Below are 20,489 nucleotides of genomic sequence, written 5' to 3'. Positions count from 1 at the left end.
ATTCGCCAAATTCTTCGTCATCCGCGCGACCGCCGGGCCATTACTTCCTTACCGGCAACATCAAAGGCGCCTGGCGCAAAACCGCGACGGTCCCGGCCTTGCACGAAACGGCCCCGTCCATGGCCTCCTGCAACGTTTCATATGTTCTGACGCCCGTCGTATTTGTTATGTCGATAGAATGAGGCGAATTAGTAACTATCGTAATTTTCGCTTTTTCCCTGACCCGCGCCGTTATGAAGGCCGCCGCCGCGGCTACTGAGGCGCTTTCACCGCCGCTTCGATGAGAAAGTATCTCCGAGGGATCGCTGTTCATCAGTTCGGCGTAGAGGCGGTGCGGCCCTAACCCCTCAGGCAGAGCGGCGGCCAATATTATCTCGCCTCCCTCCCTGACTATGTTTTCCGCGGCGTACAGGGCCTTTCCGGCCTGCCATAGGTCTGCGTCTTCGGGCCATGCTTCAGCGACAACTATATCTGATTCCGGGACAGAGACAGTCATACACTGCGACGCGATCTCAATCGCCTGTCTGTGAGCGGCATCCGGCAGGCCGGTCACGATGTCTTTTACCCGTCCGTCCCCTGTACAGACCACCTGGATAAGAAATGAAAGACCAGATATCCTGGCTGCGGAAGCTATCTCTCTCATGGCCAGGTTATCCCTGCTCCCAAGCGTTATCGAGGCATCATGGTACGGCATCCAGTGCGTTGCTGAAACCGACCTCGCTCCGCTGACGCCGGGGAGGACGATTTTCCCGCCGCCGGACCATCCACAGTAACGGTGTGGGAAAACAGCGCCAACGCCTATGACGTACGCATATTCTTTGACGAGCGGGTTTACGTCCACCGGTATTCCGCCGTCTGTAAATCCCACTCTCAAAAGCTCAGTATCGCGGCTGTGACTTAACCATTTTATCCATCCATATGCTTCCCCTATCTTTTTTTTCGCCTCTTTATCGTTCATTGCCTTGTGGGTACCGGTGGCGAACAGGACTAACTGTCTATCTTTGGCAACGCCTATCTCCTGCAGGAAATCGGAGAGTACAGGGATTATCTCCGACGTCGGGGTCGGGCGGGTGATATCGTCGCAGAGGATAAGGACTCCGCCTTCGGCCGTGCGAGCCGGAATTGCAGCGGCGCAGCCTTTCAGCCTTTGCAGCGTCAGGGCCCTTACGTCGGCGACCGGCACGAAGGACTGTGGTTCAGCAATAGCCACACGTACGCTCCCGGGTATATTTGCCCCGTCAAGAGCTCCCCCGGCGCCTGCAATCAATATCCGCCGCTTATTGCCGACGCCTCTCACCCGTGTATCACCTCAGCGCCCACACCAACGCCATGCTTATGTAGGGCACATAGGTGAACAGCAACAGGCAGAGCACCATCGCTGCGATCATCTGCATTACGGCCTTCGAAAGCCTGACCATGCTCACGCCCGACACGGCAGACGCCACAAATAGGTTCGCACCGTAAGGAGGCGTTACGAAGCCAGTAGCGAGGGCGACCGTCATCACCAACCCGAAATGCACGGGATCAACGCCGATCTTTGTCACTATCGGCAGCAGAATCGGCGTCAAAATTATCATCGACGATATGTTGTCCACAAAACAGCCGACAATCAGCAGCAGTATGTTTATAACGAGCAGTATCACGACAGGGCTTGAAGACAGAGACAACATCCAGTCGCATATTTTTGCGGGCACCTGCTCCATCGCCAGAAACGCCGCGAAGGACATGGAGAGGCCTATCATAAATGTCGTCGCGCCGTTTACCAGCACCGCATCCTTAAAGGCGTCGTAAGTCGTTTTAAAATCAAGGTCCCCGTATATGAACTTGCCTATTATTAGCGCGTATACCGAAGCCACGACGGCGGCCTCCGTCGGCGTAAAAATGCCGCCGTATATTCCACCAAGAATGATGAGCGGTACGAGCAGGGCCCAGAAGGCTTCTTTAAAGGCCCGCCCCAGCGGAATCCTGTTCTGTGAGATCGGGTAGCGCCGTTTTTTTGCGACGCGATATGAAACCGCCATCAGTGAGAAACCTATTATTATGCCGGGCAGAATACCCGCAATAAAAAGCTCCCCTACGGACGCCCCCGAAATGACCCCATAGATTACAAAAGGTATGGAAGGCGGTATCACGACGCCGATAGAGCCCGCCGCGGCGGTCAAAGCGGCCGCGAAATCGTCGTCGTACATCTTTGCCCTCATGGCGGGAATCATAAACGACCCTATCGCAGAAACGGTGGCCGGTCCCGAGCCGGATATCGCCGCAAAGAACATGCAGGCCGTGACAGTGACCATCGCCAGTCCGCCGAGCACTGCGCCTACCATTGCTTCTGCAAGAGCGACAAGCCTTTTAGATATCCCGCCGTAGCTCATCAGTGCACCGGCGAGCATGAAAAACGGGATGGCGAGCAGCGGGAAGGAATCCAGAGCGGCAAAGGCGTTTTGCGCTATCATAATGAGCGGCACGGAATTCGTATATGCCAAAGTGATGGCCGTGGCCATACCCAAAGAGATGCCAATGGGGAGGGAAAGGGCCAGCAAAAGTGTCATGCTGCCAAAAAGTACCGCTATCTCCATCTGGAGGCGCCTCCGTTTTCGCCGAACACACTACGGATATTCTTCGCTATCTCTGCGCAGAGGCGGGCGGACATAAGCGCACAGCCCACCGGCACCGAGGCATACGCGTAGGCCATGGGAATACGCATAGCGGGAGAAACCTGTCCGCGCTGTAAGAGCAGCTTCGTCAAAGTGCCCCCTTCATAGACCATAAAGAGGCTGAATCCCAGCCACAGTAGCATGGCGAAGAGCTCGAAGCACACCTTCCCTTTTCTCGTCTTTATCAGATCCTGCACTACTTCGATGCGCAGATGCCTGTGTTCCTTCACCGCATAGCTGGCGCCCAGCCATATCTGCCATAGGAAAAGATAACGCGCCAGCTCCTCGCTCCACGAGAGAGAGTTGCTGAAAACGTAACGCATTATCACCTGAATAAATACGAGAGCCACGGAGAACATCATGCTGTAAACAAGAATATACTCCTCCAAATTGTCCCACAGCTTTTTCAGCACCGATTGCACCTCCAAAACCCAACGTACGGGAAAAGCAATCTCGCAGCGCTTTTCCCGTACGTTCCGGCGTTCGTTTATTTTTTTGCCAGGTCAATAAGCTCCTGGCCGCCTTTGACCATGTCGGCAAATTCTTTATATACCACCGCTGTGGCCGCGGAGAAGGCCTTTTTCTCGCTTGGGGTGATCTCGTTTACTATCATACCGTTTTTCTTCAGCGACTCGATCATCTCCTTATCCTGCTGTGCGGATATCTTGCGCTGTTCGGTCCGGTAAATTTTCGCCGCATCCTGCAACACCTTCTGGTGTTTTTCGGGGAGGCTATTGAACCAGTCGTCGTTCACGAGCAGCGCCGTCGCCGCGTAGACGTGCCCCGAGAGCGAACAGTACTTCTGCACCTCGTAAAATTTTGACGTATAGATGAGAGGTATCGGATTTTCCTCGGCATCCACCGTTTTTTGCTGCAAGGCAGTATATAGCTCGCCGAAGCTCATCGGCGTCGGGTTCGCCCCCAACGCTCTGAAGGTGGCCATATGGATAGGGTTCTCCATCGTGCGGATCTTCAGCCCCTTTAGATCGGCCGGTTTAGTGACGGGCCCCCTGTTGTTCGTTATCATGCGGAAGCCGTTTTCAGCGTAGGCAAGATTTTTAATGCCCAAGGGCGGCAGGAGTTCGTTCAGCTTCGTCCCCAACTCTCCATCGAGGGCGTCGTAAGCTTCCTGCCTGCTTTTGAAAAGAAACGGCAGGTCGAAGACCTGAAAATGCGGATCGAAGCCGGAGAGCACGGCCACCGCCGGTATGGTCATGTGAATAGTTCCCAGGCCGACCGCTTCGATGACCTGCCTGTCGCCGCCGAGCTGTCCGTTGGGATATAACTCGACGATTATTTCGCCGTCCGTGTGCTGCTCGACATACGGCTTGAAGAACTTGGCTGCCGCCACGTGGGTCGACTGCGCTTCAGGGACGACGTAGGCAAGCTTCATCTTCGTCACAGCCGACGCGTGCGAAGGCAAAAAAGCGACCGCCGCCGCGATTAGAACAAGGGCCAGAAATTTCTTCATAAAAAGTTCCTCCTTTAATTATTATTTTTTGTATGGTGCTATGCAAGATACAAAAAATCAACGACAGGAAACTTCTATCACTGTATCCAAAAATAAATTATTCAAAGACATTCTCATTATCTAAAACTTCATTGCAAACGCATAATATCATATCCTGTTCCAAAAATCAATACTATTGGATACTGATAATATAAAATATTTCTTGCAAAATTACCTGAAATATATTGGTAAATATGCGATTTTTAGCCACTATTTTTATTGGATACAAACACTAACTATTTTTGCAATAATATCTCGATGATTTTTATTTATAAACGTATATAAAATCATTAAGCATATAATAAATATATTTTTTTAATATATCTGCGGGAAATGAAAGGGGCTGTCTTACTCAAACAAATCCCAAATTAGGATGAGGTAACAATGTATCCCGAAAGGGTGACGATGATTCGGAAGAGGGGCGGGAACATTGCCGATCCGCTTGGCCTTGCCCTAAGCGGGTCGTTTGAACGCTAAAAAATCCGGTGCAGAAATTTTTGTATTTATGTTAGGGCCGAGCAGGCAAGCCTTGAGCTTCTCCATATACGGAAGATAAAATTTTTTAGCACGATTTTTACCCGGCTTAGTATTGTATAATAATTGCATGAGTTTAGCCGATGACATTTATTACACGCTGAGAAACAGGATACTGCGCGGGGAACTTCCACCCGGCACGGCGCTTAGGGAGGAATATCTTTCCGAAGAGCTGCGGGTCAGCAGGACTCCGCTGAGAAAGGCGCTCACGCAGCTGACGGCCGAGGGCTACCTTGTAAAGGGCAGGGACAGGACGCTTCGCATACCGCAGATATCCGAAAGCGAACTGATCGACACGCTCGAAGCGAGAAAGCTCGTCGAGATCGCTTCGGTCCAGAAGGCCGCGCTGCGCGCTGCTCCCGAAGACATGGAACGCCTCGAGCATTTCATATGGGACGAGGAAGAGGCCATGAAGATGCACGACAGCGTCCTCGTCTCGTCGATCGACAGGATGTTCCATAATTATCTCGGGCAGATGTCCGGCAACGGCGTCTTTTACGATTTTATCGGGCAGCTCGGCTACAAGGTGTCGCTCTTCCTCGCGCTGAGCGACACGCTCGGCGACGTTATCAGCGAGGCGCTCAAGGAGCACCGCGGCATACTGCAAGCGATAAAGCTCAAAATGCCTGACAGCGCTGCGGCCGCGATGAAGGCTCATCTCGACAACGTCGAAAGGCGCATCTTAGAGAGCGTCAAACGCAGAGAGGAGCGGCGCGAAAGCGTCGCCGAAGCTCTTCCTCGGCAAAAGCGGCGAAACAAAAGGCGCGCGGCGAAGGCGAAATAGCGAAGAGGCGGCGGTCCTAAAGGTCCGCCGCCTTTATAGTCATTCGACTTGTATGCGATAACGTAGGACGAAAAATGAGCGCCTCGTTTGTTTTTTATGTTTTCGTCACGCGGATTTGCTCAAGAGCAACGCCCTTCGCCTTTTTTTTCGTGAGCGGCGTCAGCCGCGGACAAATCCGTGTGATCTACTTCGTCAATTATACAAGGAGCGTCCGTCAAGTATGTATTTTACAGCGCGTTCTCCAAGCCCTTTAGAATATACTGTCATGACTATCGGATACACCTTTTCGTTGCTCTTGTATAGTTGATGTAGTATAAAGTCTTTGAGGCGTTATTCCGCACAGATGTTTTTCAGCGTTCCTATCGGCTCGATCTCGACCTCGATCAGGTCTCCGACGCGAATCTCCCCGACGCCCTGCGGCGTGCCCGTGGAGATAACGTCGCCCTCTTCGAGCGTCGCGAAGCGGCTGATGTGGGAGATAAGGCGCGGGATGGGGAATATCATCTGCTCTATAGCGCCGTCCTGCACGACACGCCCGTTCAGGCGCGTAACGACGCGCGTCTCTTTCGGCAACCGTTTCGCGATCAGTATCGCCGGGCCGAGCGGCGCGAATGTGTCGAAGCTCTTGGAGCGCGTCCACTGTCCGTCTTTGCCCTGCATCGCGCGAGCGGTGACGTCGTTCATTATCGTGTAGCCGAGCACGTGGTCGTAGGCGTCCTCTTCGGAAATGTTTCTGCCTCCCTTTCCTATTATGACCGCGAGCTCTCCTTCGTAGTGAATCGCTCCGGCCCACGAAGGTATCCTGATGAAGTCGTTGGTGCCGGTGACCGCCGAGGTGGCCTTCAGGAAAATCAGCGGCTCTTCCGGTACGTCATGGTTGAGCTCTTTCACGTGCCCGACGTAGTTGCGGCCGACGCACCAAAGTTTTTTTGGTGCGAAAGGCGGCAGGAATTTCACGCGGTCGATCGGGAAGCTGAGTCGTATCATCGACGTGATTCCCGAGAAGGGCTCGCCCTCCACTATATCCACGGAGTTTCCGCGCAGAATGCCGCTGTAGGCCCGCCCGTCAGCCATGAATCGGCAGTAGCGCATCGGAGTTTCTTTTTTCGCCACGTTTTATTTCCCCTTTTTCTTTTTATTTTCTCTTTTTTCCAATGCGGCCGCGATACGTTCGAGCCCCTCGGCGAGCAGCGCGCGTCGCGTACCGACGTTTATGCGCGCGAAGCCGTTCCCTTCTTCGCCGAACCACGAGCCGGGGTCGAGCGCGACCTTCGCGTCGTTGACGAGGAAATCCGTCAGCGATCTGTCGTCGAAGCCGTAGCCGCGGAAGTCTATCCAGAAGATGTAGGTACCTTCCGGATGATCCATATGGGCTTTAGGCATTTTCTCTTTGACGAATTTTTCCGCGAAGTCGCGGTTGCCCTCGAGATAGGCGACGAGCTCCTCGTACCAGCCACCGCATTTGCTGTACGCCGCTTCCATCGCCGCGATGCCGAGGATATTCAGCGAATTCAAATGGAATCTTTCGAGCACGGAGACATAGCGGCCGCGCAGGTATTCGTCCGGGATTATCGCCGCGGAGGCCTTCATGCCGGCGATGTTGAAGGTCTTGCTCGGGGCGACGAAGGTGACGGTGCGCTCCTCCATGCCTGGCAGCGAGGCCAGGCAGGTGTGTTTCGCGTCGCTGTAGACGAGGTCCTGATGAATCTCGTCGGAGACGATTATCATGTTTTTGCGCTTCGCTATATCGGCCAGTCTTTCAAGCTCTTCCCTCGTCCATACGCGCGCCACGGGGTTATGCGGGCTGCAGAGTATCAGAACGCGGCACGTCGGGGAGACGAGCGCTTCGAGCCCTTCGAAATCCATAACATAGCGACCGTTTCGGTATTTCAGCGGATTTTTGACGATGTTGCGCCCCGCTTCGCGCACCGTCCTGTAGAAGGGAGGATAGACGGGCGTCTGGATGATCATCCCGTCGCCCGGCTTTGTAAAGGCCTCCGTCGCGAACGAAAGACCCGCGACCACCCCCTGCGCCCAGCAGACGGCTTCGCGCGGGAAATCCCAGCCGTAACGCTCGCGCTCCCAGCCGCGCACCGCATCGCGCAGCGAATCAGGGATATTCGGATAGCCGAGCGCGCCCTCGCGCGCCTTGGCGCATATAGCGTCCAGCACCGGCTGGGGCGCCGGGAAATCCATGTCGGCCACCCACATCGCTAAAATGTCGTCGCGCCCGAATGTAGACTTAAGATCGTCCCACTTCTCGCAGTTCGTGTTCCTTCTGTCAAAATAAGAATCAAAATCGTAAATCATAGCAAACCTCCGATGCCGCGGAGCGCGGCCCTGCATTCGTACAATATTATTTTGCACTTTTAAATCTGTATATGCAAGTGCGAATTGATGTAGAATAGGGCAATAAAATCAAATAAATCAGCCGTCGGGAGGAAAAATTTTGGATAAAGAAAACAAAAAAGAGCTTGGACTGGGAAAGAGCGCTGCCCTGCCGGAGCGCGCGGGGATCCCCGAAGAATATAAATGGCGCTTAGAGGATATTTACCCGACTCAGGAGAAGTGGGAGGAGGAATTTTCCGCGCTCAAGGCGCGCCTGCCTGAGCTGGCGGAGTTCCGCGGTACGCTCGCGCGCTCTACGGCGCGCGTGAAGGAATTGTTCAAGCTGCGCGACGAGCTTTCTATAACGCTGGAGAAGCTCTTCGTCTACGCGAACATGAGGAGCCACGAGGACACCGCCGACTCTAAGCGCCAGGGGCCCGCGAACAGAATATCGGCGCTCTCCGTCGAGTTCGCGGCCGCGTCGAGCTACGTCACGCCCGAGCTTCTTTCGATGCCTAAGGAAAGGCTCGAAGAATTCTCAAAGGCCCCGGAGCTTTCGGAATACTCCTTCGGGCTGCGCGAGCTGCTCCGCAGGCGCGAGCACGTCCTCTCCGAAGCGGAGGAGATGATAATCGCGCGCGCCGGCGACATGGCGGGCGCCGCGGAGAACGCTTTCTCCATGCTTACGAACGCCGACATGGCCTTCCCGGCGATAAAGGATGAAAAGGGCAAAAGGGTCGAGATGTCCGAAGAGCGCGCGGTGGCGTATCTGCGCTCGCGCAGGCGCGCCGTGCGCAAAGCGGCCTTCGAGTCGCTCTATTCTCCCTTTTGCGCGATGAAGAACACCCTCGGCGCGACCTTCGACGGGATGCTTAAAGGCGCGAAGTTCTACGCCGCGTGCCGCAAATACGCATCGCCCCTGGCCGAGGCGCTCGACGCGGACGACATCCCGCTCTCCGTCTACGACAATCTCATCGATACGATAGAAAAAAATCTCGCGCCGATGTACCGCTACATGGAGCTCCGCAGGCGGGCGCTGCGCGTCAGGGAGCTTCAGATGTTCGACCTCTACGTGCCTTTAGTCGCCGACCCCTTCAAGGATATAGCGTGGAGCGACGCTAAAAAGATGATGTTCCGCTTCCTCGCACCGCTCGGCGAAGAGTATGTCGCTCAGACGCGCAGAGGGCTCGCAGAGGGCTGGGTCGACGTCTTCCCGAACAGGGGCAAGCGCAGCGGCGCCTATTCGTGGGGGAGCTACGCCACGCATCCCTATATTTTCATGAACTATACGAACAATTTAAACGATGTGATGACGCTCGTCCACGAGATGGGACACTCGATGCACAGCTACTACTCGCATAAGAGCCAGCCCTACGCGACCGCCGGCTACTGCATCTTCACAGCCGAGGTCGCCTCTACGACGAACGAAGTGCTATTCCTCTCCGGGCTGCTCGCCGAGACGAAGGAAAGGCGCCGCCGCCTCTACCTTCTGAACCGCAGGCTGGAAAACATAAGGACGACCGTCTACCGCCAGACGATGTTCGCGGCCTTCGAACGCGAGGCGCACGAGCGCGCGGCCAAGGGAGGGGACACGACGCCGGAGGGGTTGAAGGAGCTGTGGTATGCGCTGAACAGGAAGTATTACGGCGGCGGCGTCGTGATAAACGAACAGCTGAAGATGGAGTGGGCGAGGATCCCGCACTTTTACACGCCCTTCTACGTATACCAGTATTCGACCGGATTTTCCGCCGCTACCGCGCTCGCGCGCGGAATACTCGAAAGGGGGGAACCGGCGGCGAAGAAGTATCTCTCGTTCCTGACGAAGGGCGGCTCGGATCATCCGATAGAGCTGCTGAAGGGCGCCGGCGTCGACATGAGCACGCCGGCGCCGGTAGAAGCCGTCGTCAGGGAATTTGAGGAGACGCTCGACGAAATGGAGGCGCTGATATGACGGACTGCGGAGGCGGCATATACTGCATCGACGCGCATTACGAGGGCGACGGAGTCGACTCGGTCTGCCTGCTGCTGTCGCAGGGCAGGGCGGCGCTGATCGAGACGGCCAACAACGCTTCGCTCGGCTATACGCTCGCCGCGATGGAGAGTCTCGGAGTCGGGCGCGGCGACGTGGACTTCGTATGCGTCACGCACGTACACCTCGACCACGCCGGCGGCGCCGGCAGCTACATGCGCGAGTTCCCGAACGCGAGGCTCGTGCTACATCCGCGCGGCGCGCGCCACATGGCGGACCCCTCCAAGCTGATGGAGAGCGTCCGTTCGGTATACGGCGGCGCCGAGACGGAGCGCCTCTACGGCGAACTCGTGCCCGTGCCGCGGGAACGCATGCTCACGCCGGCCGACGGCGAAAGACTGAGCTTCGGCGGCATGACGCTGTTCTGCCTCAATGCCCCGGGGCACGCCGAGCACCAGATGATATTCTTCGAGGAAGGGGCGCGGGCTTTATTCGCCGGCGACGCGTTCGGCATCTCCTACCCTTGGATGAAGGACCGCGGCGGCCGCCGCTGGGCCTTCCCTTCGACGTCGCCGGTACAGTTCGCGCCGGAGGCGATGGCCTCCACGATAGATAGAATCTTGTCGCTTCAGCCGGCGCGCGTCTTCCTGACGCATTTCGGCGAGATCGGCGAAATAGAGGGCAACGCCGCGCTGCTCAAAGAGGGAATAAAAAAATACGTCGATATCGCGATCGCAGCGGGCGGAGACGAAGGGAAGATCCGCGTCGGGCTCTCACGGCTCTACGAAGAGATGGCGTCTGAGCGCGGGACGGCGTTGCCCGCCGGCACGCCGGAGGCTTCCGCTCCGTTAGACGTCGCGCTAAACGCGCAGGGGCTCGCCTTCTGGTACAAAACGGCGCACGCGCGCGATGAAGGCTGAGCCCGCGCCGTTTGCAAAAACGCCGCGCTGTGCTATCCTTTGATTTGAGCTAAGGGCCCGTAAGGGGCCGCCGGGAAATGCGGGGGATCGCGATGGTGGAGATAGGAAAATTCACAGCCGAAACGCTTTGCGGGCGCGACACGCTGCTGCTCGGCGGCGGCGAGGGCAAGATGGCCACTGTCGCCGCCGCCGTCGACGAATGGCCCGGACTCTGCCCCGATACCGCGCTGATCGTCTTCGACCACGGCGGACGGCTCTACGAAAGCTTCGCAGGAGAGGCACTGCTCGCCGACTTCTCGAGCGAGGGCTCGGTAATTCCCGACGTGATCGAGCCCTTCGTGTCAAACGAAGACATAGGCATATCGAGCGAAAACATCGCCTACGCCGTGAGGCAGGCCCTCTATCAGGAGATACGCTCGCGCGACGCGAACGATAAATTTTTCGACGACCTCGGCAAGCTCGTGACGGACAGGATGCTCGCCTACATGCTTGAGACCGCTAAAAACGTCGTGCAGAACATCGCCTCCTCGCGCGGAGGCGAGGGGGAAGAGGGAGTCTCCGCCGCACTTTCGCGGCTGAACTTTTTCAGCCTCCTCTGCCGCCAGCACAGATATATAGAGACGTTGATGACCAAGACGATAGGCGGCGAGAGCGACCTTCTGCCGGTCAAATACCGCGTCGCGGAAGCCGAGAGCGAAGGGCGTCCGCTGACGAGGGAGTTCGCCCTTGCGAAATATATTTTGTCGCGCGAACTGCGCTTCCAGAAAAACGCGGAGCGCGACGCGCCGGCGCCCTTCGCCGGCCTGCTGACGACGAACGGCGAGAACACGAACACCCAGCGCTGCATAAAGATGCAGGCCGACGCGAGCACGGCTGACTTCCGCGCGCTCGTGCTGATGATGGTCGACAACGCGGCGCTCTTCGCGGGCAACGAGACTCTGAAGCTCGGCGACTATCTGAGGGCGCCGGCAGGCAGGCCGCTCTTCGTCGCGTCGAGCGGCAACGCAGCGGCCGACCGCGGCTTCGCCCCGCTCCTCACGGCCGCCGCCGGCGCCGCGGCGCGCAGCGCGAAGCGCCCCGCCGTCGTGCTGATACCCGAGATCGACCGCTGGGGCATGTTCAACTACCTGGACAAGTTCCGCCAGAATTGGGAGCGCCTCTCCTTCACCTTCGGCTACGACAACTTCTCGCGCCTCTCCCTCGAAAGCAGGAGCGAAGAGGATAGGCTGCTCGACACGCTTTACTCTTCGAGCGCGCAGAGGATATGGCACGCGAGCGAGGAGGAGCGCTTATGCAAAGCGTTCGACGCCTACGTCTCCGAGGCCGACGTCATCTACCGCCCCGAGGACCTCGACGGCGAGATACGCGCGATCGAGCGCGACGGGCGGATAAGCTACGCGTCGCTCGAAGAAAAGCCGGAGCGCCAGCGCGTCAGGAAGCGCGCCAGGCTGCGCCGCAGCCGCGGCGGCTCAAAGCTGTGGATAACGGAGGGCGCCAAGCGCCGCGAAAAGCTGACTCTCGAATCCCTGCTCGAAGAAGGTGAGACGCTGTGAGCGTCTTCAGCGGCAAACTGCCGCCCCTCTGCGCAAAATATGGGCGCCTTCTGAACGGCAGGAGCGGGGGCGTCGAACAGATATTGGAAGACGCTTCCGCGCTTGAGAGAATCGCCGTCGCCTTGGCCTCAGAGGAGCAGAACAACGTCGCGCTGACTGGCGCGGCGGGCTGCGGCAAGACGGCGGCGGTCAGGAAGCTGGCCGCCCTGATAGAAGAGGGGCGCTACAGGCGCCTCTCCGGGCGGCGCGTCGTCGAGCTGAACTTAGACCTCATAAGCCAGGACCGCAGGAAGCGCGACCTGCGCTTCAAGCACATACTCGACGAGGCCGAGCGCCACAGCATAATAATCTACCTCGACGAGGCGCACCGGCTCAGCGAAAGCGGCGGCCCTTCGAATCTGATGAACACGCTGAAGCCGTATATAACGAGCGGCGGTATCAGCATGCTGATATCCACCACCTCTGAAGAATTCCGCGCCTACATCGCGCGCGACCGCGCGATGGAAAGGCGCTTCCAGTCGATAGAGCTGAAGGAGCCGGGTCGCGCGCGGCTGCTTGAGATACTCGAACACGTGGCCCGCGTGCGCTACCCCGAGACGCTCTTCACGAAAGAGGCGATAGAGGAGACGGCGCGCCTCGCGGCGCTCTGTTCCCCCGAACGGGCCGAGCCGGCCCGTTCGCTCGAGCTGCTGCACTACGAAATATCGGCGGCCCAGATAGAGCTGCCGCCGCAGGAGCACGCGAAGGAGATAACGGCGGCCGACGCGCGCGCCGCGGCGGCGCTTAAGATGAGCGAAAGGGGCGCGGGGTAAATGCTGAAATCCACGCTGAAAATTTACGCGGACTACGACGCCGAGGCGAAGAAGCTCGAAACTGAGCTTGCAAAAAAGAGCATGGAGCAGATCCGCCGCGAATACCTGACGACGGTCTTCACCTACGCCTGCCGCCGGCGCCTCGACATCTGGAGCTTCGCGCAGGCCTTCATGGAGAGCCGCTTCGCCTTCGCGCTCGACAGGGCCGAGACGCTCTTCCAACTCAAAGAGGACGAGGTATTCCGCGACTTCATGGTCGAATGCACGCGGAACGGCGTCGAGATAGATAGCGTCCCCGGCGACAGGTCGGGGATGGCGCGCTTCCGCGACATATCGCCAGAAGGCGCGTGGCTCGTCGAAATTTACACGAAATGGCACTCGAAGACCGGCGAAGCGTCGTGCGAGATAGCGGAGCGCGCCCCCGCGTCTCTGCTCAAAAAAATACACAAAAAAGCGATGACGCATGAGGTGGACGAGATAATCGCGCTGCTCATCGAACATTCGGCGGACGCCGCTGCGATAAACTCTAAGGATTACGAGCTGCTTGAAGAAAGCGTAAAAAAATAATGACGAAAAGCGCCGCTGCCATGTTAATCCGGCCGCGGCGCTTTTTATGCGAAACTATCGCGCTATTTCAGCGTTATCTCCTTTTCAGCGTTGCCCATGATGTTGCATACGAGCTCCACCTTGATCTTCATGCCGGGGGCCGCGCCGTCCAGCTTCACGCTGTCCGAAAAAGTTTCGGCCGATTGCTGCGAGCCGTACTCCTTCGCCAGAAGCTGCTTGCCGCCGCCGCTTACGTACATCGCCATGATGTAATGCTTCGTCCCGTCGTTCACGGGATGCTTCGCCGTTACGGAAAGCGTGCTCGACGCGGCGTCCCAGGCGAGATTTACGTCCGTCGGCGGCTGCGCGAAAGCGGCGCCAGCCGCCAGCAGCGCAAGCGCTGAGAAAATTGCGATAGCCGTCTTACCGAGTTTCATCTGCAACGCCCCTTTCGTCTTCCCAACTGAAGCTATTATACAGCAGATTTGTGTGGATTATGTGGAGCCCGATCCTCCTGCGGATCGTAGAGGCAGTAGAGCGCCTGCGTCCCGCTGTCGGCGTAGCCGCCGCCGGCGACTTCCTCGTAAAGCCCGCGCGTCACGGAAAGGGCCGGCAGGTCGAGCCCCATTTCGTCGGCCGCTTCTTCTGCGAGCTTCATATCCTTTATGAAGTGCTTGATGAAGAAGCCCGGCGCAAAATCTCCCTTAAGGATTCGCGGCCCGTAATTTTTGAGGCTCCACGTAGAGGCCGAGCCGCCGGCTGCGGCTTCGATGAATTCGTCCAGGTCGAGGCCGCAGGATTTGGCGAAGGCGAGCGCCTCGCACATGCCGGTCATGGTACCGGTTATCACGATCTGATTGGCGAGCTTCGCGTTCTGCCCGTTTCCGGCGCCGCCCATGTGCTTGACGACGCGCCCCATTATTTGAAAGTAAGGCAGAGCCGTTTGGAAATCCACTTTATCGCCTCCGACGAAGATCGTCAGCGTCGCCTCCCGCGCCCCTCTGTCGCCGCCCGTGACCGGCGCGTCGAGCATACCGGCCCTGCGCTCCTTCGCTATCGTGTACAGCTTTTTCGCCAACTTGGGGCTCGACGTCGTCATATCGACGAAGAGCTCCCCCTCTTTCGCAACAGCCAGCAGGCCGTCCCTCCCTAAATATATCTCTTCGACGTCGGCGGGGAAGCCGACCATCGTGAAGACGACGTCGCACTTCCGCGCGAGTTCCGCTGGGCTCTCCTCCCACATCGCCCCTTTGGCGATAAGGGCTTCCGCCTTCTCGCGGCTCCTGTTGTATACATGCACTTCGTTACCAGCGTCCAGCAGATGCCCCGCCATAGACGAGCCCATCACTCCGGTGCCCACAAAACCGAGAATTTTTTTGTCAGCCATCGCGTCAAACCTCCCTGCGCAAGCGCGCTATTTTTCCGAAGAAGCCTCCGGCTTCCCCATCAGATGAACGTTCAAATGCGGGTACGTGACCTCGACGCCGTGCTTCGCAAAGTTCTGCGGAATCATTTCCAGCGCGTCGAAGTAGACGTCCCAGTAATCCGCGGTCATGCACCAGACGCGCAGCGTGTACTCTACGCAGCACTCCTTATAGGCCGAGATGCGCACGAAGGGTTCGGGATCCGCGAGCGTCTTCGGGATCTGCGCAACGGCTTCCGAGACGGCGGCCTTCACGTCGGCCGGCCGGCAGCCGTACGCGACGTTGAAAGTTAGGTCGACGCGGCGCTTCTCCTCGCCGTTGTAATTTTCTATCGTCGACGAAGATATCTGGCTGTTCGGAATGTAGATGACCCTGTTGTCGAAGGTCGTCATCTTCGTATACATAAAGGCGACCTCGCTGACGATGCCGTCTTCGCCGCCGGCGACGATATAGTCGCCGACTTTGAACGGCTTGACGGAGAGCAAAATCACTCCGCTGGCCAGGTTCGAAAGGACGCCCTGCAGCGACAGCGAAAGGGCCAGGCCGGCGACGCTGAGCAGGGCCACGAAGGAAGTTATCTGTATGCCGAGCGCGCCCGCCACCGTCATGAAGAGTACGAAATAGAGGACGAGCTTCGCAAGCGTCAAGATAAATTTGTGCAGCGTCTTATCGACGGAGCTCCTTTCAAGTAGGCGGGCAACGGCCCTCATCACCATCTTCACGATAATAAGCCCGGCTACGAGGTAGATAAGCGCCGGAAGCAGCGACGCGAGCGTCACGCTCCGAAGCAGTTCGGGAAGCGTTTCGAGTTTGATTTCCATTTCTTCGTCTCCTTTGATTTCTATATGGACAAAAGCGGCATCGCACGCATAACGCACACGATGCCGCAAACTGGCTGGCTCCCCGACGAGGACTCGAACCTCGAACCTAGTGGTTAACAGCCACCCGCGCTGCCGATTGCGCCATCGAGGAATAACCGTTGAATCGCTCAACAAAGGATATTATACCACGCATCACTGTTTTGACAAGCCCTGAAAAGCGCCGGGCGGCGCTCCGAGCGGCGCATCCGCCTATTTGTCCCGCGCCGCGGCCGGACGGAGGGCGGAACTCGGCCCTTCGTGCTATCCGCGAATTTTTATGCCGGGCAGCAGCTCCTTAAGCTTCTCCGCGCTCGCGGGCTCCTCGCCGAGGAATTTTTCGTCGAGGCAGCCGTTCGGCTTGAAGCACTGAACGACCCAGTGCGCGTCGTCGGAAAGCTCCCCGCGCATCTTCAGCAGATCGCCGTCCGAGTGAAGCGCTGGAACGTAGGTAGTACGAAATTCGTAGGAGGGCGCCGAAGATTTTATCAGCTTTATCGATTCGATTATTTTTTCCATATCGACCGGCACGCCCGCTAAGCGCGAATAGGAAGCGGCGTCGAGCGGCGCTTTGACGTCCATCGCGATATGCTGCGCGAGATTTTTCTTCGTCACCGCGCGCAACAGCGAGGGCGTCGTTCCGTTGGTGTCGATCTTCGCCGGCAGGCCGGCTTCTTTTAACTTCTCAAGCAGCGGGAGGAGCCCGCTCCATAGCGACGGCTCGCCGCCGCTTATCACCACTCCGTCGAGAAATTTAGCTCGGCGCGCGATGTCCGAAAAAATTTCCCCCAGATCGAGCGACGGCTCGGATTTAACGAGCTCCCCGTTGTGGCACCAAGGGCAGCGGAAGTTGCACCCGCAGCAGAATATCACCGCGGAGACCTTGCCGTCCCAGTCCAAAAAAGAGGCGGGAAGATAGCCTCCCGCCTTTATTCCGCTTAAACCGGCCATTCCTATTTCGCCATCGTAACGGGACGGCGCGCGCGATCCTTCAGCTCTCCGCGCTTTCCGGCGTTCCACGACGACGTGCGCGTGAAGTAGCCGGTGACGCGCGTGATCCCGTCGACGTCCTCCGAGCCGCAGAGCGCGCAGCGGCCGGAAAGGCCGCGCTCTATATGGCTGCACTCGTTGCAGATGGTAAATTCGGGGCTGAAGGCCACCTGCGCGTTCTGCGAATATTTGAAGGTCTTGACGACGAACGACGCAAGCGCACTCGGCTCCGGCTTGTGTTCGCCCATCCATACGTGCGTGATAGCGCCGGCCTTTATCATCGGGTGCAGCTCGCCTTCGCGCATGACCTTGTCGATCGGGTCCTGCGCAAGGCCGTAATTCAGATGAGTGCTGTTCGTGTAGTATATCTCGCCCGTCGTCAAATCGCCCTTGACGTACTTTTTCGCGACGTCGGGCCACGCGCGGAGGTCGAGCTTCGCGAAGCGCAGCGCCGTGCTCTCCGCTGGCGTCTGTTCGAGCACGAACTTCAGCCCTAAGCGTTCGGAAAGCTGCTGGCATTTCAGGTCCATGTACTGTACCGCCGCGCGGCCGAGCGCCGCGGCCTCGTCGCTCTCGTGGAGCTGAGAGCCCGTCATCGCCTGCACCATCTCGTTCAGGCCGAGTATGCCGATCAGGTGGCTCGCCTTGCGCATCCTGAGGTACGGCTCGTCGTCGTGCGAAACGCAGAGCGCCGCAAGGGGCCCCTTCCCGCCGAGCTCCAATATGTTCTTTATGAACTCGCGCTTCTGCAGGTGCGCCTTCGCGGCAAGCTCCATCTCCTCGTCTATTATGTCGAAGAGCAGTTCGTCGTCGCCGCCCGCGCGGTAAGCCGCGCGCGGCAGGTTCAGCGTGATGTTCTGCAGCGCGCAGTAGCGCATCTTCCACGGGTGTTTCGCCTCGTCGAGGTCTTCCGGCGTGAGCTCGAAGGAGAGGCGGCAGCATTCGGAGAGCTTGGCGACCCCGCCGCGGTCGAAGACGTAATAGGTGTTGCCCTTTTCCGAGGAGAGGCGGCACGCCTGATCGAGGCACTCCTCCCAGCCCTCTTCTTTGAAGAAGTAATCGGTGATGTGGAGCAGCGGCTTCGGGAAGAAGAAGGGCTGCCCCCGGCTGTCGCCCTTCATGTAGACGTCGAAGAGCGCGCGCAGGAACATCTTCGCTTCTTTCGCGTAATCCGCGTAGGTCTTGCCGGTGAACTTCCCGCCAGGCCCGATCGCCGGGACTTCGCGGAAGTGATTCGGAATTTCGTAGTAGAGGTTCACGTCTGTGAAGGCGACCTGCCCGCCGCGCCCTCCGGCGAGCTGGTTGAACTCAAAGATAAGCTGCTGGGCCAGCTGCAGATACTGGCCGTAATCCCAGCCGACCGTGTAAGGGGCGAAGAACATATTCACCGCATCCCAGCCGATAGCGCCGGCGAAGTGGTTCTGAAGCACCGACGTCATCTTCAGCATATGGGCGAGCAGCACGTCGGCGTGCTTCGCGGGATTGGAAACGCTCGTGATCGACGGGATGTTCAGGCCGTAGCGCGCGACGTAGGCGACGCTCTGCCCGGAGCAGTAGGGGCGGTTCACCATGCCGAGGTCGTGGAGGTGTATGTCGCCGCTCAGGTGGGCGTCCGCGACGTCCTTTGAGAAGACCTTCGTCAAAGCGTACTCCTTCAGCACCATCTCGGCGATCGATAGGTTTATCGACTCCGGGTTGTGGCTCGTGTTGCTGTTCTCTTTGTTTTTATTGAACATCATCGTCTCAAGGTCGTGAATCGGAAGGCCTATGCGCGAATGGTCCTTCAGCTTCGAATCAAGACCGCGCTGGAACAGCTTTACGTTCACCATTTCGCGTATTATCGAAGTCGTGACCTTGCTGCGCCCGTACTTCATCAGATCCTCCTCGACCTCGATGGCGATGCTCTCGGCGGTCGCGGGATCGACCCCCGCTTCTACGATGAGCGCGTCGCGGATCCTCCCCGCGTCCCACGGCGAGCGCTCCTCTTGGGCGAGCGCGTCGACCATCAGCGCGAGATCCGTAGACTCGCCGCCGCTCTCAAATAATTGCTTCTGCTTTCCGAAGCGGGTATTCAAATCCTCAACCATTGCGGTGTGCCTCCTTGTCATCCAACAGCCGCGCTATTTCATGCGTGAAGCTCGATATGTCGGTAAACTCCTTGTAGACCGACGCAAATCTCACATAGGCGACTTTATTGATTCCTCGCAGTTCCTCAGCCGCCATCTCTCCTATCATAGCAGTAGGGATTTCTCCCTGTCCGGTGCTGCGCACGCGCTCCTCGATGCGGTCGGCGGCTTCCTCGAGCGTTTCAAGCGCCACGGGAAGCTTCTCGCAGGCGTGCTGGAGCCCCCTGATGATCTTCGCGCGGTCGAAAGCCTCGCGCCTTCCGTCCTTTTTGACCACCCAGAGATAGCCTTTTTCCTCCAGGCGCTCGTAAGTGGTAAAACGCGCGGAGCATTCGGGACATTCGCGCCTCCGGCGGTTGACACGCCCTTCGTCAGAGCTGCGTGTCTCTATCACTCTCGTTTCAGCTGCGCCGCAAATGGGGCATTTCATCTCAGTTTCCTCCAGCCGCTACGTGTACCGTGCTAAAAAAATTATAACACTATATATAGTGTTGTGTGAAGCCCTCGGGGAAGTTTTTCCAACATTTTTAAAAATATTTTTATTAACGCGCGCATCCCGCGCCGTCCCGCCGCCGCAAAATATGCCCGAAAAACTTGACGCAGCGGCACGCTTTAGTATATCGTTACTTTCTGCAAGTATTTATTTTCCTCAAAAGGAGGAAGGAACTTTGAAAATTGCTGTGCTTGTGAAACAGGTGCCTGCCGTGGACACCGTCAAAATAGATGAAAAGACGGGCACTATGATACGCGATGGCGTAGATGCCGAGCTCAATCCGCTCGACCTGCACGCCGTCGAGGCGGCGGTGAGAATCAAAGAGGCGCGCCAAGATGCGTCGATCACCGCGATCAGCATGGGGCCGATGACCGCTCAAAAGGCCGTGCGCTATGCGATAGCGATGGGAGCGGACGACGGCCTGCTGCTATCGGACAGAAAGTTCGGCGGAGCCGACACCCTCGCGACGGCGCGAACGCTCGCGCGCGCGATAAAAAAGGCCGGCCCCTTCGACCTGCTGCTCGCAGGCGAACGCGCTACGGACGGGGAGACAGGGCAGGTAGGCCCGGCCTGCGCCGAACTGCTCGGGGCGAGCGTGCTCTCCTACGTGAGCGCGATCGAAGAGCTGAGCGGCGAAAAGGTCCGCGTCGTCCGCGCGGTGGAGGGCGGGCACGAGACCGTCGAGGCTAAGCTCCCGGCGATGGTCATCCCGGTCAAGGAGATGAACGTCCCGCGTCTCTGCACGCTCTCCGGCAAGCTTCGCGCTAAGAAGGCGGACGTCGAGATTCTGACGGCGGACGACATTTCGATGGCGGCCGAGGAGACGGGGCTCACAGGCTCGGCGACCCAGGTCGTAAACGTCACCTACCCGAAGGTGACGCGCTGCGGCCGCAGAATAGCCGCGGCCGACGGCATAGACGCGGCGATAGGCGAGATAATGAAAATATTCGAAGATAAAAACTGCCTTGAAAAAGCGGAGGCGGTGTGAA

The 20,489-nt window shown here is 58.1% G+C and carries 19 protein-coding genes and 1 tRNA gene; 7 read left to right on the top strand and 13 right to left on the bottom strand.

The genetic code is table 11. The features are described 5' to 3' along the window. Window positions 1-40: 40 nt before the first annotated feature. The 4 genes from EH55_RS07275 to EH55_RS07260 form a co-directional block, all read right to left on the bottom strand. Entirely contained in the window at window positions 41-1,297 is a 1,257-nt protein-coding gene (locus EH55_RS07275; protein ID WP_037976178.1) for a lactate racemase domain-containing protein, read from the bottom strand. A 7-nt stretch (window positions 1,298-1,304) separates the two neighbouring features. Beyond that, window positions 1,305-2,576, bottom strand: coding sequence for a TRAP transporter large permease (locus tag EH55_RS07270; RefSeq protein WP_037976176.1), 1,272 nt, complete (start codon window positions 2,574-2,576; stop codon window positions 1,305-1,307). Further along, window positions 2,567-3,067 (bottom strand): TRAP transporter small permease, encoded by a 501-nt coding sequence (locus EH55_RS07265; RefSeq protein ID WP_051682733.1) that lies wholly within the window; start codon window positions 3,065-3,067, stop codon window positions 2,567-2,569. The genes EH55_RS07270 and EH55_RS07265 overlap by 10 nt, the downstream gene beginning before the upstream one ends. Before the next feature lie 74 nt (window positions 3,068-3,141). After that, a complete protein-coding gene (locus tag EH55_RS07260; protein ID WP_037976173.1) occupies window positions 3,142-4,125 on the bottom strand; it encodes a TRAP transporter substrate-binding protein in 984 nt (327 codons plus the stop codon). Window positions 4,126-4,768: 643 nt separating this feature from the next. Between EH55_RS07260 and EH55_RS07255 the strand changes: the two genes are divergently transcribed. Further along, window positions 4,769-5,482 (top strand): GntR family transcriptional regulator, encoded by a 714-nt coding sequence (locus tag EH55_RS07255; RefSeq protein WP_037976169.1) that lies wholly within the window; start codon window positions 4,769-4,771, stop codon window positions 5,480-5,482. Window positions 5,483-5,812: 330 nt separating this feature from the next. On the opposite strand, the gene EH55_RS07250 is transcribed toward EH55_RS07255, so the two are convergent. Next, entirely contained in the window at window positions 5,813-6,595 is a 783-nt protein-coding gene (locus tag EH55_RS07250; RefSeq protein ID WP_081839484.1) for a fumarylacetoacetate hydrolase family protein, read from the bottom strand. A gap of 3 nt (window positions 6,596-6,598) precedes the next feature. Next, entirely contained in the window at window positions 6,599-7,792 is a 1,194-nt protein-coding gene (locus tag EH55_RS07245) for a MalY/PatB family protein (RefSeq protein WP_037976168.1), read from the bottom strand. 139 nt (window positions 7,793-7,931) lie between these two features. On the opposite strand from EH55_RS07245, the gene pepF reads away from it, so the two are divergent. The 5 genes from pepF to EH55_RS07220 all read left to right on the top strand — a co-directional run bounded on the left by pepF (window position 7,932) and on the right by EH55_RS07220 (window position 13,631). Beyond that, a complete protein-coding gene (pepF, locus tag EH55_RS07240; protein WP_051682732.1) occupies window positions 7,932-9,761 on the top strand; it encodes an oligoendopeptidase F in 1,830 nt (609 codons plus the stop codon). Then, the gene (locus EH55_RS07235) at window positions 9,758-10,699 is read left to right on the top strand and encodes an MBL fold metallo-hydrolase (protein WP_037976165.1); all 942 of its coding nucleotides are present in this window, start codon (window positions 9,758-9,760) and stop codon (window positions 10,697-10,699) included. Before pepF ends, EH55_RS07235 begins: the two co-directional genes overlap by 4 nt. 77 nt (window positions 10,700-10,776) lie before the next feature. Then, window positions 10,777-12,252: a hypothetical protein gene (locus tag EH55_RS07230; protein WP_141730515.1), complete on the top strand. Its 1,476-nt coding sequence runs from the start codon at window positions 10,777-10,779 to the stop codon at window positions 12,250-12,252. Then, window positions 12,249-13,064, top strand: a complete 816-nt coding sequence (locus EH55_RS07225) for an AAA family ATPase (RefSeq protein ID WP_037976162.1) — start codon at window positions 12,249-12,251, stop codon at window positions 13,062-13,064. Before EH55_RS07230 ends, EH55_RS07225 begins: the two co-directional genes overlap by 4 nt. After that, window positions 13,065-13,631 (top strand): hypothetical protein, encoded by a 567-nt coding sequence (locus EH55_RS07220; RefSeq protein WP_037976159.1) that lies wholly within the window; start codon window positions 13,065-13,067, stop codon window positions 13,629-13,631. Between the two features lie 62 nt (window positions 13,632-13,693). Here the strand turns inward: EH55_RS07220 and EH55_RS07215 are convergent, their stop codons facing one another. From EH55_RS07215 to nrdR, 7 genes are all read right to left on the bottom strand, one after another. Beyond that, a complete protein-coding gene (locus tag EH55_RS07215; RefSeq protein WP_037976157.1) occupies window positions 13,694-14,047 on the bottom strand; it encodes a hypothetical protein in 354 nt (117 codons plus the stop codon). 35 nt (window positions 14,048-14,082) lie between these two features. Next, the gene (locus EH55_RS07210; RefSeq protein ID WP_051682731.1) at window positions 14,083-14,997 is read right to left on the bottom strand and encodes an NAD(P)-dependent oxidoreductase; all 915 of its coding nucleotides are present in this window, start codon (window positions 14,995-14,997) and stop codon (window positions 14,083-14,085) included. A gap of 27 nt (window positions 14,998-15,024) precedes the next feature. After that, a complete protein-coding gene (locus tag EH55_RS07205; protein ID WP_037976154.1) occupies window positions 15,025-15,855 on the bottom strand; it encodes a mechanosensitive ion channel family protein in 831 nt (276 codons plus the stop codon). A 75-nt stretch (window positions 15,856-15,930) separates the two neighbouring features. Continuing rightward, window positions 15,931-16,006: transfer RNA gene (locus EH55_RS07200), tRNA-Asn, on the bottom strand. A gap of 149 nt (window positions 16,007-16,155) precedes the next feature. Next, the gene (locus tag EH55_RS07195) at window positions 16,156-16,842 is read right to left on the bottom strand and encodes an anaerobic ribonucleoside-triphosphate reductase activating protein (RefSeq protein WP_037976152.1); all 687 of its coding nucleotides are present in this window, start codon (window positions 16,840-16,842) and stop codon (window positions 16,156-16,158) included. Window positions 16,843-16,844: 2 nt separating this feature from the next. Continuing rightward, entirely contained in the window at window positions 16,845-18,968 is a 2,124-nt protein-coding gene (nrdD, locus tag EH55_RS07190; protein ID WP_081839483.1) for an anaerobic ribonucleoside-triphosphate reductase, read from the bottom strand. Further along, window positions 18,961-19,437 (bottom strand): transcriptional regulator NrdR, encoded by a 477-nt coding sequence (gene nrdR / locus EH55_RS07185; protein ID WP_037976147.1) that lies wholly within the window; start codon window positions 19,435-19,437, stop codon window positions 18,961-18,963. Before nrdR ends, nrdD begins: the two co-directional genes overlap by 8 nt. Window positions 19,438-19,675: 238 nt before the next feature. Between nrdR and EH55_RS07180 the strand changes: the two genes are divergently transcribed. After that, complete coding sequence (locus EH55_RS07180; RefSeq protein WP_037976145.1) at window positions 19,676-20,488, top strand: electron transfer flavoprotein subunit beta/FixA family protein; 813 nt, start codon at window positions 19,676-19,678, stop codon at window positions 20,486-20,488. The last annotated feature ends 1 nt before the right edge of the window (window position 20,489 follow it).

Origin of the sequence: Synergistes jonesii, assembly GCF_000712295.1 — a bacterium.
GTDB classification, from domain to species: Bacteria; Synergistota; Synergistia; order Synergistales; family Synergistaceae; genus Synergistes; species Synergistes jonesii.
This window is presented reverse-complemented; position numbering and strand designations above follow the sequence as displayed.

Excerpts from the sequence above, each read along its gene's own strand:
- EH55_RS07270 (WP_037976176.1), bottom strand. The coding sequence starts at position 2,576 with ATGGAGATAGCGGTACTTTTTGGCAGCATGACACTTTTGCTGGCCCTT.
- EH55_RS07260 (WP_037976173.1), bottom strand. The coding sequence starts at position 4,125 with ATGAAGAAATTTCTGGCCCTTGTTCTAATCGCGGCGGCGGTCGCTTTT.
- EH55_RS07255 (WP_037976169.1), top strand. The coding sequence starts at position 4,769 with ATGAGTTTAGCCGATGACATTTATTACACGCTGAGAAACAGGATACTG.
- EH55_RS07245 (WP_037976168.1), bottom strand. The coding sequence starts at position 7,792 with ATGATTTACGATTTTGATTCTTATTTTGACAGAAGGAACACGAACTGC.
- EH55_RS07235 (WP_037976165.1), top strand. The coding sequence starts at position 9,758 with ATGACGGACTGCGGAGGCGGCATATACTGCATCGACGCGCATTACGAG.
- EH55_RS07230 (WP_141730515.1), top strand. The coding sequence starts at position 10,777 with ATGCGGGGGATCGCGATGGTGGAGATAGGAAAATTCACAGCCGAAACG.
- EH55_RS07220 (WP_037976159.1), top strand. The coding sequence starts at position 13,065 with ATGCTGAAATCCACGCTGAAAATTTACGCGGACTACGACGCCGAGGCG.
- EH55_RS07215 (WP_037976157.1), bottom strand. The coding sequence starts at position 14,047 with ATGAAACTCGGTAAGACGGCTATCGCAATTTTCTCAGCGCTTGCGCTG.
- EH55_RS07210 (WP_051682731.1), bottom strand. The coding sequence starts at position 14,997 with ATGGCTGACAAAAAAATTCTCGGTTTTGTGGGCACCGGAGTGATGGGC.
- EH55_RS07205 (WP_037976154.1), bottom strand. The coding sequence starts at position 15,855 with ATGGAAATCAAACTCGAAACGCTTCCCGAACTGCTTCGGAGCGTGACG.
- EH55_RS07195 (WP_037976152.1), bottom strand. The coding sequence starts at position 16,842 with ATGGCCGGTTTAAGCGGAATAAAGGCGGGAGGCTATCTTCCCGCCTCT.
- nrdD (WP_081839483.1), bottom strand. The coding sequence starts at position 18,968 with ATGGTTGAGGATTTGAATACCCGCTTCGGAAAGCAGAAGCAATTATTT.
- nrdR (WP_037976147.1), bottom strand. The coding sequence starts at position 19,437 with ATGAAATGCCCCATTTGCGGCGCAGCTGAAACGAGAGTGATAGAGACA.